Consider the following 15,616-nt stretch of genomic DNA (forward strand, 5'->3'; position numbering starts at 1 on the left):
ATGTTGCTACAATTGCAGATACAAATAATAAATTTCCTCATATTTGCATCCACCAACCACTTACCGTACAAAAAACATGATTTTTAAAAAGCTTGCTCTATTCTGTTTGTTTGCCATTGGATTGATGTTCTGTGCCCCTGCTCAGCAGGAAGACATTAATTTTACTTCACTAACTACAAAAGACGGCCTTTCATCAAATATGGTCAATGCCATCTTGAAAGACCGCTATGGTCTATTATGGTTTGGTACAGAAGATGGTTTGAATAAGTTTGATGGTACCAACTTGACGGTTTACCGCCATAAGGTGGGCAATCCTGAAAGTTTACAGGCCAATGAAATTTTATCCCTTCATGAAGATAAAGCAGGCAATTTGTGGGTAGGTACCAGCGGCGGTTCACTAAGCCTCTATGACCGGAAAAAGGATGTATTTATCAATTTTCCATCAAACAGAGCCCCCAATTCCATAAGCAATAATGTTATTATGGGTATTTGCAGCGACTATCTCGGGAAAATATGGATTGCCCATTTTAGCGGTGTGAACGTCCTTGACCCTGCAACCAAACGGGTCTCAAAAATTCCCGTTGCCACAGGCAGTTCAGTTTCGGTCTTTCCGAATTCAGGTGTTTGCGTTTTTGAGGATAGCCAACACCAAATGTGGATCGGAACAGATGAAGGATTGTTTCAATACGATCCCCAAACTAAATCCCTGAGGCAGTTTGTACACTCCAACCAGGATCCTTCAAGCGTAAGTGGTAATCATGTAAATGCTGTAGCAGAAGATAGTAAAGGCAATATATGGATAGGCACCAATGAGGGTTTAAGCATGTTAAAACCGGGTAATCCTGGCTTTATCAATTACAAACATAATAATGATAACTCCAGAACTTTAAGTAGTAATGTCATTCATTCCATAGCTGTTGACAGGGACAAATTATGGTTGGGAACAGAAGAAGGCTTGGATGTTTTGGACACCAGAACAGCTGAAATCACAAAATTTCATTTTGATTACCATAATATCCATAGTCTAACTGCCAAAGCGGTTCGTTATGTGTACAGGGATAAACAAGGCATTTACTGGCTGGGTATGAGCGGTGGTGGCATTAACAAATATGATAAAAATTTAAATCTTTTTAACCAGATACAAAGCAATGTCTTTGATGAGAAAGGTTTGAACGCTTCCATTGTTACAGCTTTTGCAGAAGATAAAAACGGCAATGTTTATGTCGGAACAGAGGGCGGAGGACTGAGCCTGTTCGACCGCAAAACGAAACTATTTCAACATTTCAACATTCATTCCAAAAGAAATAGTTCCAATAATCATATTATCATTAAGGCGATGAATATGAGCAGCAAGCATCAGCTAATGATTGGAACGTATGCAGACGGATTATTCATATGGGACCCTGCCTCCGGAAACTACCAGCAACTAATGCAGGGCACAAATCCTGGAGATCTAAATGCCAATGATATTTTTTGCATCAAAGAAGATCGCAAAGGAAACACCTGGGTCGGAACCAATGGCGCAGGCGTGAATGTTTTAAACGGGGAACATAAGGTTGTTGTAAGGTATACTCCTAACCCGAAAACTGCCAACGATGTTCTGTTACCTATCAACGGATATATCCGCGATATTTTTGAAGATCGGCAGGGTAATATCTGGATCGCTACGCATGGAGGGGGCATTGCTGTTCTGCAACCCGCTTCCGGGAAATTCACGATTTATAGCACATCCAACAGCAAATTGCCCAATGACAAGGTGCTATCCTTATTAGAAGACAGCCGTGGAAATATTTGGGCAGGAACCCATGGAGGTGGATTGGCTTTATTCCACAAAAACACAAAGAACTTTATTAGTTTTTCTGAAAAAGATGGCCTAATAAATAACACTGTTTACAAAATAGTGGAAGATCAAAAAGGATTGATTTGGGTAAGCTCAAACAAAGGGATCAGCAGCATTGATGCCGGTACAAAAAAGATTAACAATTATAACTATCATAATGGTGTTCAAAACAACAACTTCGTTCTTGGAGCTGGCCTACGGCTATCGAATGGAGTGTTATTTTTTGGAGGGCTTGAAGGCTTTAATTATTTCAATCCTGATTATTTAAAGAAAAACGACAATATACCACCTGTTCTGATAACTGATTTAAAGATTTCCAACCAATCCGCGGTTGCTTCAGAAGACGGACCGATAGAGGAGCATATCTCAGTAGCCAAAGAAATCAACTTAGATTATAAACAAAACTTCGCTTTAAGTTTTGTTGCATTGAACTTTACTGCACCAGAGCAAAACCAGTATGCTTACAAACTGGAGGGATTTGATAAAGACTGGAATTATGTGGGCAGTTCCACCACAGCTTCTTATACCAATCTTGACCCAGGCGAGTACATCTTTCGTGTTAGAGCTGGCAATAACGATGGGGTATGGAATAACGAAGGGACTTCTATTAAAATACATGTCCACCCCCCTTTCTGGCGAACGGTTTATGCCTATATCCTTTATGTGCTACTGATCATTGGTCTATTGCTCTACCTGAGGTACAAGAGTATTCAAAAATTAAACAGGAAGTTTGCTCTGGAACAGGAAAGAATACACGCTGAACAAGAGCGCAAAGAGATAGAGCGGATGCGTGAACTGGACCGGCTTAAAATTAAGTTCCTGACCAACTTGAGCCATGAATTCAGAACCCCGATTTCTTTAATCTTAGGCCCAGTGGACAAGCTGTTGATACAGGAAAAAAACGAACAGGCATCCAGCCAGTTGCACATGATCAAACGCAATGCAAGAAGGCTCTTAAATCTGGTGAACCAGCTCCTCGACTTCCGCAAGATGGAAGAGCATGAGCTGAAATTAAATGCGTCAGAAGGAGAACTGGTTTCTTTTGTAAAAGAAGTGTCTGATTCCTTTAAAGACCTTTCAGAAAGAAAGAAAATAGATTTTGCTTTTACAAGTCAAATTGACCAGCTGTACACGCTTTTTGACCACGATAAAATCGAGCGGATCTTGTTCAACCTCTTATCCAATGCCTTTAAATTCACTTTAGAAGGCGGTAAAATAAGTCTGGAACTAGAAGATTCAGATAGGGCATCCGATCCATCAAAAAAATGGGTATCTATTAAGGTGCGTGATACAGGAATCGGTATTCCGGAAGACAAAAAAGAGAAAATATTTGAACGCTTTTTTCAAAACACAACGGCTGCCGCTATACTCAATCAGGGAACAGGCATAGGCTTGTCTATTACAAAAGAGTTTGTAAAAATGCACGGTGGTACCATTGACGTTGACAGTGAACCGGGAAAGGGTACGACCTTTACCATTCATCTTCCCTTTATTCCTTTGGAAGCTCCCAAAGATAATGTGCCCAGCCTAGTGGAAGCCGAAGCCCCGATACTGGAGTCAGAAGCAATAGAAGAATCAACAGAAACACTAGAAGCTATCCCAGAATTCCAAAAAGACAATGCCTTGAAGAGCAAAACAGAAATGCCTTCGATTTTGCTGGTGGAAGATAACGATGACTTCCGGTTTTATCTGAAGGACAATCTCAGGTTGCATTACAATGTTTTTGAGGCAGCTAACGGAAAGGAAGGCTGGCAGAAGGCACTTTCGCATCATCCGCAGCTCATTGTCAGCGATATCTCCATGCCCTATATGGACGGCATTGAATTGAGCCGGAAAATCAAATCCGATAAAAGAACCAGCCATATTCCTGTCATCCTGCTCACCGCCTTAACCGGTGAAGAAGACCAATTAAAGGGTTTAGGGACCGGTGCCAATGACTACATCACCAAGCCTTTTAATTTTGAAGTGCTGAATGCAAAAATCAAAAACCTGCTGGTGTTGAACAGCACTTTAAAAAATACCTATACCAAACAAATCAAGGTTCTTACCCCTGAAGTTGAAATTGAATCCGATGATGAGAAACTGCTAAACAAGATCATGCTTTACCTGGAAGAAAACCTGACCAATTCCCAATTATCTGTGGAAGAATTGAGCAGGCATGTGGGCATGAGCCGGAGTTCCATGTACAGCAAGCTCTTGGAATTAACAGGTCAAACCCCAGTGGAATTCATTCGTTCTGTAAAGCTGGACAAGGCAGCAGTTTTGTTGGAGAAAAGTGATATGAATATCGCCCAGATTGCCTACTCTGTTGGCTTTTCCACACCAAACTATTTTGCCAAATCATTCAAAGCAAAATTCAACATGCTGCCTTCGGAGTATATGAATAATATGAGAAAGGGAAGTGATAAAAAGAGTGTTGATGATTAATTGTTGAAGTATTCCTCTATTATTGTCTAAGCATCATGGGTGCTTCTGTTACAATCGCATAAACATTATCACAATCAATTGCATGCCTGCCAGCGCTGCTGTTATAAGTAGTGAACGTATAATTTTAGAACTTTTCATAAACATGTTTTGTTTGAGCACTCTTGATTGCACTAAGAATTCTATTATGTTGATGAAAGCATCATTAATGAATCCATTTATTTTTTTTCATCCACAAAAGCAAAGGATCGATCCAATCAAGTTGCCTGAAAATAAATCCATGTCCGCCCTTCGGATAGATATGCATTTCTACTTCAACATTATGATGCCGGAGGTTTTCAAAGTAGGTTATACTGTTATCTACATCAACAGTTTTATCGTCTGCTGCATGCGTTATGTACGCCGGCGGTGTATTATTGGTAACCTGTAATTCATTCGAGTATTGGTCAATTAGTTCTTTCGACGGATTTTTTCCAAGCAAATTGTTTCGGGAGTCACGATGTGTTAAGCTATCCTGCATACTTATTACAGGGTAAACCACAACCTGAAAATTGGGACGAAGACCGGTATTGTTAGCATTTTCAATAAGCGGTTTTTGAAAATGGGTGGCTGCTGTTGAAGCCAAATGCCCACCGGCAGAGAAGCCTATAATTCCAACTTTGTTCGTATCAATTTCCCATTTGGCTGCATTTTCCCGAATCAGTTTTATGGCTTGCTGTGCATCCTGTAAGGGGCCAATTGTTTTATTCAGCATGATTGAATCATCGGGCAATCTGTATTTCAGTACAAACGCAGCTACCCCGTTCTTTGCAAATTGTTTTGCGGTAGAAATTCCTTCGCCCTGGTAAACAACCACTCCGTAACCACCTCCTGGAATAATTATAACTGCAGTTCCGGTTGCTTTTTCTTTTTCAGGAAGATAGATTTCCAGTGTTGGCTTTGTTACACCACGAAACATGCCCGAATTGAAGGTTTCTTTTTTCTCAGTTTTTTTTGAATTGGGGATTGAACCAGGATACAGTTCAACTATTTCTTGCGCATTTGCAATAAATGAAAAGAGCAAGCAAATCATAAAACATAATTTGCTTGCTTTAATTTTTCCGATTTGAAAATTCGATAATTCAGGTATCACACTTGTTCTTTTAATTATAAGACTTCACGAATTTCTTTGTTGGTGCAGTCAGGTCATTCTCGAGTACAATAGAAACTGTATTAATTAATAGCAGCAATGGAGGTTCCTTCAGTTCTTTTCATTCTAAAGTTTTTAATCTTTAAACAACATAGGAGCTAGCACGTATAGGCTGCGGCGCCAGGTCTGAAACTCGTGACGTGTATTTGGTGAAACATAAGACACTGCATTGAAACCGGCTGCTTTCAATGCTTCAGCAGCTTTTGTAACACCATCAGGATTTTCAAAGCTGCCACAACTCATGAAGATGAGTTTAACTTTTGACTTGTCTTTGATTTCTTCCGGCTTATAGGTACCGCCACTAAGAAGCCCATAATATGAAAATAGATCAGGACGGGCAAGTGTTATTGTATGTGTTTCAAAGCCACCCATTGAGAGACCTGCCATAGCACGGTGAGACTGATCGGCAATCGTACGGAAGTAGGCATCCACGTAAGGGATCAACTCATCAAGGAGAACTGTTTGAAATGGCTTAATATCGAAATTTCTGAGGCCACCACCACCAGGCCTTATGTCATTCGTCATTCCGTACGTCATCACAATGATGAATGGCTTGATCTTGCCTTCAGCAATCAGGTTGTCCATGATCAAATTTGCATGACCTTGATTGGTCCAGGCGGTTTCATCTTCGCCCCAGCCATGCTGCAGGTACAACACAGGATAGCGTTTAGATTTTCCCTTCTCATAGCCTGGAGGCGTATAAACAAATGCCCGGCGTGAAGTGTTTGTACTCTTTGAAGGGAAAAAAATCTGCTGAACATGGCCGTGAGGAACATCCTTTAGCGCATAAAAGTCCTGATCGTGAGCAGGGATTTCAATGCCGCTCTCCCAACGGGTGGAACCATAAAAGTTCAAAGTACCCGGATCGTTAAATACTCCACCATCGACCGTTACACGGTAATAATGGAAGCCTTCTTCCATAGGGCCTGCAGTTGTACCCATCCAAACGCTATCCGTAACTTTTGTCAGAGGAGTTCCTCCCCTGGTGCCGCCAAGCCCAAGGCTTACAATAACGCTTTGGGCCTGAGGTGCCACCATACGAAATCGTGCATAACCCTGCGAATTGACCTGCGGGTACTGTTGTCCCGGCTGATTTAAGGTTGAAGGTTTAAAATCTTCTAGTGGTGCAGTCTGCTTTTCTTGTGTTGCAGTCTGCGTCTGTGCATAACAGATACCACAAAGTAATGTGGTCGCTAAAACAATAGCTGAAGACTTAAGATTCATATGGTTATAATTTTAAATTATAAAATGATTTTGATTGATAGTTAAAGAGACTTATCCTTAGATATCGCTTTTCCTACTGAATGGTAATCTTTGCCATTTTCAAATCTTTTGTATTGGAACTGTTACCATACCACAATTCATATTCGCCTGGAGCCACAGCCATTTTACCACTAGCTCTATCAAAAAATTCAAATGCGGTATTCGGAAGATGGATAACCACCTGACTAGTTTTACCTGCAGCTACCTTAACTTTTTGAAAGGTTCTTAAGGTTTTGAGTGGACCATCATTATCATTCATCTTGTGCACATACACTTGTACAACTTCAACACCATCACGTTTGCCGGTATTGGAAACAGGTATTGTAAGGTGAATGTTTTCATCGTTTTTGATCTTCGCTTTGCTTAATTGGGCATTGCCAATGGAGAAGCTTGTATAACTCAATCCGTATCCAAATGGGAACAGCGGGTCGGACGACAAGTAGCGATATGTTCTTCCTTTCATCGTGTAATCTTCAAAACCGGGTAATTGCGTCGTGTCCTTATAAAAAGTAACAGGCAATTTTCCTGATGGATTGTAATCACCAAACAACACATCGGCAACTGCTTGCCCTCCGCTTTCACCTCCATACCATGCCTGAAGTATTGCAACGCAATTTTCAGTTTCAGGAACTAAACCCATTGCAGATCCAGAGCAATTCACAAAGATCACTTTCTTGCCTGCAGCTTTCAATGCTTTTAAACAATTGCGTTGAACTTCCGGAAGCTGAATATCCGTACGGTCGCCGCCTTTAAAACCGGGATACGATACCGGCATTTCCTCACCTTCCAGTAAAGTAGAAAGACCACCAACAAATACCACTACTTCTACACCTTTGAGTTTGTTGATAAGGCCAGAGAAATCTATATCCACTTCTTTTCCAAAATCAAATTCAAGATTTGCCTGCCAGTTGTTCAGTTGCGCATACCGGATTTCAATCTTATATTTTTTACCACGTTCAACCTTGTAAGGAATTCTTGAAGGCAGCGTACGCCAGTTGTTATAACTTGCAATGGATGCATCGTTTATGAGCAGTTCAAAGTATCCTGTGGCCCCACATTTGAAAACAATTTCTTCTGTCTCGGGAGCTTCAAATTCTGTTTCGTATTTGGAAGAGAAATCAACCAGTTTAACCCCGGATGCAAATTCGTGGTCACCGGCAGTGGTTAATTTCAAGGGATTGGTGATTTGGTCGGTAGCAACGACATCGCCTTTCAATTCACGATTGTTCCAGTATGCGGCTTTAAAACCTTTTTTGCCGTCTATTATTGTCTTTGAAAAATAACTTTGGGTTACTTTGTTTTCTACCAAATCACATGCTTTATCATATACAACGTTGTTTGCAGGAAGCTTGGATTTAATTCCGCTAAGAATGGTAATGGTTCTCTTTGGCTTACCATTATAATTGCCCCACAACATTGGCTCATTATCAGCATTGGGACCAATGACAGCAATTTCTGTTGTTGATTTGTTGAAAGGAAGTATATTGTTTTTGTTCTGAAGAAGTGTCATCGTTTCTCTTGACATGTCCAAGGCCAGTTTCCTGTGCTCTTCGTTGTTGACGATTGACATTGGAATTTTTGACCACGGTACCAAAGCATCATCGTCCATTTCGCCCAAATCAAAACGGCTTACCAGTACCCTCATCAAATGTTTGTTGATTTCTTGCTCTGATATCAAACCTCTTTCAACAGCTTCAGGCAGTTTTTCAAAAGCATAACCCTGCCACACACATTCTACATCGGTACCAGCCAACGCCCCTTTTGCTGCTGCATGTACTGCATCGGAGGAAACTTTATGACTGGTATAAAAATCCGTAATAGCGCTGCAATCCGAAACAACAAGGTATTTAAAGCCCCAATTATCACGGAGAATGGTTTGCAGCAAACGGCTGTTGCCACAGCAAGGTTCATCGTCCAAACGTTGATAGGCACACATGACCTGACGGACATCAGCTTTTGTAACCAATGCTTTGAATGCAGGCAGATAGGTTTCCCATAAATCACGTGGATTCACGTTATTCAGGTTAAGCTCATGGCGGCTCCATTCGGGTCCCGAATGTACGGCATAGTGCTTGGCACAAGCTAAAAGCTTTCGATACTTTGCATCGGCAGGGCCTTGCAATCCTTTGACTACCGAAACACCCATTCGTGAAGTGAGATAAGGGTCTTCGCCATAGGTTTCCTGTCCACGTCCCCAACGAGGGTCACGGAAAATATTGATGTTTGGCGTCCAAACCGAAAGGCTTAAAAAGCGGCGGTTTTCCTGTCCCTTTTGTTTTGCCTCGTTGTACTTGGCACGGGTTTCATCGGAAACAGCGTTGAAGATTTTATAAACAAGCGTATCATCAAACGATGCTGCCATACCGATAGGTTCAGGAAAAACAGTTACATCATTGTTATTAGCCAAACCATGCAAGGCTTCACTCCACCAGTTGAATTTTTTAATTCCCAAACGTGGGATAGCAGGTGATTGGTCTTGCATCAGCGATGCTTTTTCCTGTAAGGTTAATCTTGAGATTAAATCTTTGGCACGGGCTTCGGAACTTAGTTTGGGATTTTGATAAGGAAACTTTTGTGCAAAGCAATATGTGGATAAAAACAATGTCAGGATAAATGTCATTCTCATAATTTCTGCATTTAAACCATTCCAGAAGTGCTGATGCGCAACAATGTATTTCACAACAGTAATTGTTTGCGACATTCTGGTTGTTACCAATATATTTTTTGTAGCCTACTTTGAAATCTTTCTTACACTATACTTCTCTCTTGCATCTTCTACAATTAAAATTCTGGCAAAGATTTCTGCATCAATGGCACATTTGAAGATTTTTATGCTTCAAATGTTCAAGCCGAGAAATAATTCATGGCCTACAGTTGATTGTGTTGGCCACAATACAAAGACAATAATGGCTCTTTTTGAATTTTTACTTTTTGATTGTACCCTACAACACGATGCGGTGTAGATTTAAAAAACACTTCCGGTCTTTCGGCTTCGTACACTCTTGCATAAAAATCTCCCCCACCAGCATCTTTGCTTTCCTCCTGCCGGCCGATTTTGCTACGCAGATAGGTAACACCGCAGGCCCATAATTCCTGCTTGCTTCCTATTGGAGCGGGGAACAGAGTTGCGAAAATCAGAACTATCCTGTTCCGTGTTTTCGTCAATCTTTCCTGTGCACCACTTGAAAAGGGGCTTATTTTTTAGACCTATTCGGACCCCTAATCATAAAAGTTCTTTTGAAACCTGCGCTGGATAAGGGTTCCCAAAAAAAGTTTGTATCCTGACGGGGTCACGAAAGAAGGTTCTACTGAAAAGTGAAACCTTTCTTTTTTCCTGATAATCAAGGACTTAATTAAGAACCTCAAGTAAAACCAGGTTTTCTCACTATACACTTCTCTCCTATTTGTTACTTCACTGATGACTTTCATCAGAAACTCATGACCCGCAAACTTATTTCTTCGTTTAGTGAACAGAAAATCAATTGGGTTTCCTGCTTTATTAACAGCTCGATACATCCAATGAACATTTTATCGGTTTAGCCCTAAGGTAATAAACCATTCGCAGCTGCGACAGAGCCCACACAAATACCCTTACTACTATCGTTGAATATAGTAAATCAACTTGCATCTGTTTTATGACAGGTCTCTTGGGCACTAACATAAGGAAAGTATTGCGCATCAGGAGTGCCTGAACATCCGCAGGCTAAGAGCTTAAAAATTACTGGAATATTGATTTTTAGAAAGGTAACTTTTATGGTTTAAAAATATTGCCTTGATTGTACTTTACAAAAAAAGATAACCATAGTGTTCTTGAAAACCGCATCAGGTAGGGCTGCATTGCTATTAAAGCAATGGCATTTGTAACCACCCAATACAAAAAACGATTATCTTGATATGAAAACCCTATTAAAATCCACCACCCTACAAAACTTATGGCACTTAATAAAACAGTAATAATATAGCTAACGTAGCTCGTTCCATAATAAAAACCCACCTCAATCTCCATTGGTTGCCCACAGACTTCACAATGATCTCTCATTTTCATTAAGTGCTTACTATATGATTTTGTCAGAAACATATTCCCTTTTCTGCAACAGGGGCATTTTAATTTCAAAATACTGGATACATACCCTGGCTTCTTTTCTTCGTTATTCATTAATAAAAGGTTTGCAAATGTTATAAATTATAGGCAGGTACAAAAGTGATAAAAGTACTTTTTGAACTAAATCTACAATTAGTCAATTTTGGATGGTGGGAAATTTATTGGTGTACTCTTTTACGTTTCTTGCTAATACTTCACCAGCTCTTTGTAAGGCGGTTTCAAAATCATCGGTCACGTATCTTTTACCAATTTGAAATAGCAGCCTTGCTTTACGAAACTCCTCCAAAACCGGTGGTTGAATGCCACTAACAATTAATTGTATTTTATCGTGCCTGCACATATGCAATACATCTTTAATGGTGTGGATGCCTGTTGAATCAATAACCGGAACGTTTCTCATGCGGACAATCAACACTTTTGGCTTTTTCTCAATTACTTTTATAGCATCTTTAAACTTGTAGGCGGCACCAAAAAACATTGGACCTGATAACTCAAAGACTTCCACTTCTTTAGGAATTTTGTATTTGCTGATTGATTTATCGTCAATGTTGCTATCGTTCTGGTCCTGAAGCAGGTTACTAACATTGCTTATCTTAATCATTCTGCGCATAAAAAGAAAAACAGCCAGCACCATTCCTATTTCAATTGCCAGTGTCAGATCAAATAATACCGTTAATAAAAAAGTAGTAACCAATACGGCTGCGTCGCTGCGGCTGCCTTTAGCTATGTCAATAAAGGTTTCATATTCACTCATGTTATAAGCTACAATCACCAGCACACCAGCAAGGCAGCTCATGGGAATTAGGGTAGCCCATTTGCCTACCGCTAACATGATAATAAATAAGGTAAGCGCATGGACCATTCCTGCCACGGGCGTTCTGCCTCCGTTCTTGACATTGGTAGCCGTACGAGCAATAGCGCCCGTTGCAGGAATGCCCCCAAACAAGGCTGAAGCGATGTTGGCACCACCTTGTGCCACCAATTCAAGATTGCTTTTATGGTTGCCGCCAATCATTCCATCGGCTACCACGGCTGAAAGCAAACTCTCAATCCCGCCCAAAATAGCTATTGTAAAAGCAGGCTGGATGGAGTTCTTTATAATATCCCAATCCAGGTGAGGTATCATCGGCAAAGGCAAAGACGATGGTATACTACCAAAGCGACTGCCAATTGTTTCAACCGGTAAATGAAAAATCTGTACCGCAATGGTTGCAAGCAAAATTGCAATTAAAGAACCAGGTACCACACGGGTCAGTTTAGGAGAAAGAAGAATAATTATGACTGTTCCTGCACCAATAGCAATCGCATACCAATTGATGGTTGAAACATGGTGAAAATAGACCTTCCATTTTTCTATAAAGTCTGCCGGTACTGCTCCCATCGAAAGACCAAAAAAATCTTTCATTTGTGAGGAAAAGATTATGACTGCTATTCCTGTGGTAAAACCTACAATTAGAGGGTGGGGAATGAATTTGATGACACTACCAAAGCGGGCAAAGCCCATAAGCATTAGCATGAAGCCTGCAATAAACGTGGCGATAATCAGTCCATTCATCCCATACTGCTGAACAATCCCATAAACAATAACAATAAAAGCCCCTGTAGGACCGCCAATCTGCACCCTACTGCCACCAAAAGCAGAAATAATAAAGCCTGCAATGATTGCTGTAAAAAGTCCTTTCTCAGGAGAAACACCGGAGGCTATGGCAAAGGCAATGGCTAAGGGTAAGGCTACTATGCCCACAATAAGACCTGCAATCAGATCCTTTGAGAATTGCCTTCTGCTATAATTTTTAAGAGTATCTAAAATTTTTGGTTTAAACATGGCTATTGAGATATTCAATTAATCACATTAAACATTTGCAATTGGAGTTCTGTAAGGTGAACCTTGGCAGTAATAATATTTGCATATTGTTGATAGGGAAGTTTGGTTTGGTTTAAGGATTTCAATTCCATGATTGTGTCATCCATAAATTTCATTATCCTACTTTCGAGAATGTTCTGATCCTTCAGCTTTAATAGTGTAGCATCAATCTTATACTTCACTTCTGCGAAAGAAGCAGCATTCAATAGTTCGTTAATCATATGACTTTGGTAAATTTTCACCATTATTGACATATATAAAAAATGAGTTTTATTAAATAATAGTATTGCTTTCGACAACAACTCCAAACGTAGCTATTTACATAGCAGGCGTATCTTTTATACCTTCACCCAAAATTTCAGAAGACCATTATATTCTGTTTTCACCACATAATAGCAAGGGGGTATTTCATCTTCCAGGCTATGATAGGTCGCTATTCTGGTGCCAGTTGGTTTTTGTTCTAATTGTTTAAATAAATAGCGGTTGTAATAGTTGTATAGTGATAGAGAGTGCTCAATCTTATAATCAATCTTTTCTGTTCCTTTTAAATTTTCATAAAAGGAGTTAAAAAAATAAAAATGGTCAAACTGCCTGAAGTCTAATTGGGTGAAATTGCCATGAATAAACGAAACATTGTATATGTCAAACTTACAACTAACGTCAATAGCATAGTCAACCAAATCTTTTCGCTGTTCCACACCGTAGAAAACAGCATTGGGTTTATGTTGGGCCGCAGCCAAACAAAATTTTCCAACGCCGCTTCCAATATCTAAAACGTGAACATTGTTGTGTGGAGCTAAAAATTCAGCCGCAGTTCGTGCTACATCCAATGGTGTCCAATGCCTGACAGCTTTAGCCTGTATGTTCTTCGGATACAACTTATCGAAATGTAAATCATCTCTAAAGAAGTCAATCCCTTCATGATCATCTGTAAAATACAAGTCTCTTTTGTGTGCTTTGGGTTGTTTGAAAATGGTTGATTGTCGCATAGTGCAAAGCTACCATCCCTTATAAGGGCCTGCGGTAAACGTTATCACTTCAAAATGTGCTCTTTTTTACCTTTATTAGTAACTTATTTTACTTTTTAAGGGGTTAACTTTGTTTGAGTTATGCTAAAAGGTGTTTTCCCAATAGACAAATGGGACTTTAAAAGTGGTTCCGTATTGAACGATTTGCCTGAAGAGGAGCTTGAAATGCTTTTTGCCCACACAACAGAGCACCTTTACAGCAAGGGTCAGGTAATATTTCGAGAAGGAGCCTATCCTACTGGCATTTTTTTTATAAAAGAAGGTAAAGTAAAGAAGTATAAGGTGGATAAAGAGGGACGTGAACAAATCGTCTACGTAGCCAACACTGGGGAACTGATTGGATTTCATGCCTTGCTGGCTGAAGAACGATATCCTGATAGTTCTGCAGTTTTGGAGAACAGTAAAATTGTCTTCATACCGAAGGACAACTTTATGGATGTTCTGAATACTTCTAAAGTATTGGCACGACGCTTACTGAAAACATTAAGTCATGAGTTTGCCGTATTTGCCAATAGCCTTGCTTTGTTTGCTCAACGCAGTGTAAGAGAACGATTTGCTATGCAATTGGTATTATTGCGGGAAAAGTATAAACAAAACTTTGTGCCTGGCATGGATGTGGAAATTAACATGTCAAGAGAGGATTTAGCAAGTCTTGTAGGAACAGTCAGAGAAAATATTTTACGCATACTCAAAGATTTTAAAGAAGAAGGAATTTTAGAAACCAAGGGAAGGAAAATCATTATTAAAGACATCAAGAAACTACTTTCCATTGTAAATCAGTAAAGTAAATCTGAAAAATTCTACAAAAACAAAACCGCCCATACAGCTTTTTTCCGATAAGTTTAATAAACTTCGAACCAAGCCAAGCTGATGAGGGCACTGCTTGCGCAAATAAGAAATTGTAACAATGTTAAAGGCGTAAAACCAAAGAGCGCTCTTATAAAAGGCACAAAAAGAAATAAGGCAAGGAAGCAACCAGAGATGATAAAAATAGGAAGGGCAAGATTATTCTGGTAACGGATAGTTTGAGTGATGTTTTCCGTAAAAGACCGATTGGCAAACGTAAGAAAGACATTGCTGCAGATAAGCATTGTAAAAACAATCGTCCGGGTTAGCGCCAGGGAATGCTGCCTCATGAAAATATAATACAACAACAAAACACTGCCAGTAATCATCAATCCCTGAATGATACTCATGAGTAACTCTCCGCTTTTGAAAAGTCCATTGAAACGGTTCTTCGTTTGGGTACGCAAAAGGTTTTCTTCAACAGGCTCCCTTTCATAAAAAACAGAACAGGTAGGTCCCATGATCAATACTAAAAATTACTGAGATGGCACCAAGGTATTCAATAGTTTGAGGTTGCCTTGTAATGACACCTCTCTTTGACATGTAGTAGGCACCTAAAGCCATAAATATACAAGCATAATTAAGCAGGAATAAGCCTCCATTCGCGAACAACGACACTTAAAAGAACACAGGGTATAATTGAATTTACTGAAGCCAGAATATAGGCTTTTGTATCCGTCTGCTCATTTAAGCGCTCGCCAATACTAATGCAATTTGAAACAATGTTTCAATGCATCGCTTAGGCTGCTCCGAACCACCGTTATTTTCCTTTTTTTCCTGAGATACCCATTATCATGCAACAGCCCAACCATTAAGTCTTCAACTTTTAACCACAACTTTTTTATGGATAGCAACTCTTCAACATCCAGTAGCTTAAACTAAACCGTAGTTTAAAATAAACCGCATGTAAAATGATCTCCTTTGGAAAGCAATGACCTTTGAACATCCCACCTATTTATGACCAAAACTAATTAATTGCTTCTGATGCGACCTTTAGATTAGCGGTTAGAAGTTAAGAAGTTCTTTGAAGATAATGTTTAGATGATAAATTTAGTGGAAG

General features: G+C 39.8%; 12 protein-coding genes. 2 read left to right on the forward strand and 10 right to left on the reverse strand.

Going from position 1 to position 15,616, the window contains the following annotated elements:
• Positions 1-76: 76 nt before the first annotated feature.
• On the forward strand, positions 77-4,267 hold the full coding sequence (locus OCK74_RS24375; protein ID WP_279299719.1) for a hybrid sensor histidine kinase/response regulator transcription factor: 4,191 nt from the start codon (positions 77-79) through the stop codon (positions 4,265-4,267).
• 202 nt (positions 4,268-4,469) lie between these two features.
• Here the strand turns inward: OCK74_RS24375 and OCK74_RS24380 are convergent, their stop codons facing one another.
• From OCK74_RS24380 to OCK74_RS24420, 9 genes are all read right to left on the reverse strand, one after another.
• The gene (locus OCK74_RS24380) at positions 4,470-5,336 is read right to left on the reverse strand and encodes an alpha/beta hydrolase (protein WP_279299720.1); all 867 of its coding nucleotides are present in this window, start codon (positions 5,334-5,336) and stop codon (positions 4,470-4,472) included.
• A 192-nt stretch (positions 5,337-5,528) separates the two neighbouring features.
• On the reverse strand, positions 5,529-6,677 hold the full coding sequence (locus tag OCK74_RS24385; protein ID WP_279299721.1) for an alpha/beta hydrolase: 1,149 nt from the start codon (positions 6,675-6,677) through the stop codon (positions 5,529-5,531).
• A 73-nt stretch (positions 6,678-6,750) separates the two neighbouring features.
• Positions 6,751-9,417 (reverse strand): xylan 1,4-beta-xylosidase, encoded by a 2,667-nt coding sequence (gene xyl3A, locus OCK74_RS24390; RefSeq protein WP_279299722.1) that lies wholly within the window; start codon positions 9,415-9,417, stop codon positions 6,751-6,753.
• Between the two features lie 167 nt (positions 9,418-9,584).
• Positions 9,585-9,881, reverse strand: coding sequence for a hypothetical protein (locus OCK74_RS24395; protein WP_279299723.1), 297 nt, complete (start codon positions 9,879-9,881; stop codon positions 9,585-9,587).
• Between the two features lie 54 nt (positions 9,882-9,935).
• On the reverse strand, positions 9,936-10,232 hold the full coding sequence (locus OCK74_RS24400) for a DDE-type integrase/transposase/recombinase (RefSeq protein WP_279299724.1): 297 nt from the start codon (positions 10,230-10,232) through the stop codon (positions 9,936-9,938).
• A gap of 235 nt (positions 10,233-10,467) precedes the next feature.
• A complete protein-coding gene (locus OCK74_RS24405) occupies positions 10,468-10,872 on the reverse strand; it encodes a DUF983 domain-containing protein (RefSeq protein ID WP_279299725.1) in 405 nt (134 codons plus the stop codon).
• Positions 10,873-10,954: 82 nt separating this feature from the next.
• On the reverse strand, positions 10,955-12,643 hold the full coding sequence (locus tag OCK74_RS24410; protein ID WP_279299726.1) for a SulP family inorganic anion transporter: 1,689 nt from the start codon (positions 12,641-12,643) through the stop codon (positions 10,955-10,957).
• A 14-nt stretch (positions 12,644-12,657) separates the two neighbouring features.
• Positions 12,658-12,903, reverse strand: coding sequence for a hypothetical protein (locus OCK74_RS24415; RefSeq protein WP_279299727.1), 246 nt, complete (start codon positions 12,901-12,903; stop codon positions 12,658-12,660).
• Between the two features lie 117 nt (positions 12,904-13,020).
• Positions 13,021-13,671, reverse strand: coding sequence for a class I SAM-dependent methyltransferase (locus tag OCK74_RS24420; RefSeq protein ID WP_279299728.1), 651 nt, complete (start codon positions 13,669-13,671; stop codon positions 13,021-13,023).
• A 120-nt stretch (positions 13,672-13,791) separates the two neighbouring features.
• On the opposite strand from OCK74_RS24420, the gene OCK74_RS24425 reads away from it, so the two are divergent.
• Entirely contained in the window at positions 13,792-14,493 is a 702-nt protein-coding gene (locus OCK74_RS24425; protein ID WP_279299729.1) for a Crp/Fnr family transcriptional regulator, read from the forward strand.
• Positions 14,494-14,552: 59 nt separating this feature from the next.
• On the opposite strand, the gene OCK74_RS24430 is transcribed toward OCK74_RS24425, so the two are convergent.
• Complete coding sequence (locus OCK74_RS24430; protein WP_279299730.1) at positions 14,553-15,017, reverse strand: cation transporting ATPase C-terminal domain-containing protein; 465 nt, start codon at positions 15,015-15,017, stop codon at positions 14,553-14,555.
• Positions 15,018-15,616: the final 599 nt, after the last annotated feature.

Source organism: Paraflavisolibacter caeni (assembly GCF_025628885.1).
Classification (GTDB): Bacteria; Bacteroidota; Bacteroidia; order Chitinophagales; family Chitinophagaceae; genus Flavisolibacter; species Flavisolibacter caeni.

What these genes read in the sequence shown, in the direction of transcription:
- OCK74_RS24375 (WP_279299719.1), top strand. Translation starts at nt 77, where the DNA reads ATGATTTTTAAAAAGCTTGCTCTATTCTGTTTGTTTGCCATTGGATTG.
- OCK74_RS24430 (WP_279299730.1), bottom strand. Translation starts at nt 15,017, where the DNA reads ATGGGACCTACCTGTTCTGTTTTTTATGAAAGGGAGCCTGTTGAAGAA.
- OCK74_RS24400 (WP_279299724.1), bottom strand. Translation starts at nt 10,232, where the DNA reads ATGTATCGAGCTGTTAATAAAGCAGGAAACCCAATTGATTTTCTGTTC.
- OCK74_RS24380 (WP_279299720.1), bottom strand. Translation starts at nt 5,336, where the DNA reads ATGATTTGCTTGCTCTTTTCATTTATTGCAAATGCGCAAGAAATAGTT.
- OCK74_RS24425 (WP_279299729.1), top strand. Translation starts at nt 13,792, where the DNA reads ATGCTAAAAGGTGTTTTCCCAATAGACAAATGGGACTTTAAAAGTGGT.
- xyl3A (WP_279299722.1), bottom strand. Translation starts at nt 9,417, where the DNA reads ATGTCGCAAACAATTACTGTTGTGAAATACATTGTTGCGCATCAGCAC.
- OCK74_RS24420 (WP_279299728.1), bottom strand. Translation starts at nt 13,671, where the DNA reads ATGCGACAATCAACCATTTTCAAACAACCCAAAGCACACAAAAGAGAC.
- OCK74_RS24405 (WP_279299725.1), bottom strand. Translation starts at nt 10,872, where the DNA reads ATGAATAACGAAGAAAAGAAGCCAGGGTATGTATCCAGTATTTTGAAA.
- OCK74_RS24410 (WP_279299726.1), bottom strand. Translation starts at nt 12,643, where the DNA reads ATGTTTAAACCAAAAATTTTAGATACTCTTAAAAATTATAGCAGAAGG.
- OCK74_RS24385 (WP_279299721.1), bottom strand. Translation starts at nt 6,677, where the DNA reads ATGAATCTTAAGTCTTCAGCTATTGTTTTAGCGACCACATTACTTTGT.
- OCK74_RS24415 (WP_279299727.1), bottom strand. Translation starts at nt 12,903, where the DNA reads ATGATTAACGAACTATTGAATGCTGCTTCTTTCGCAGAAGTGAAGTAT.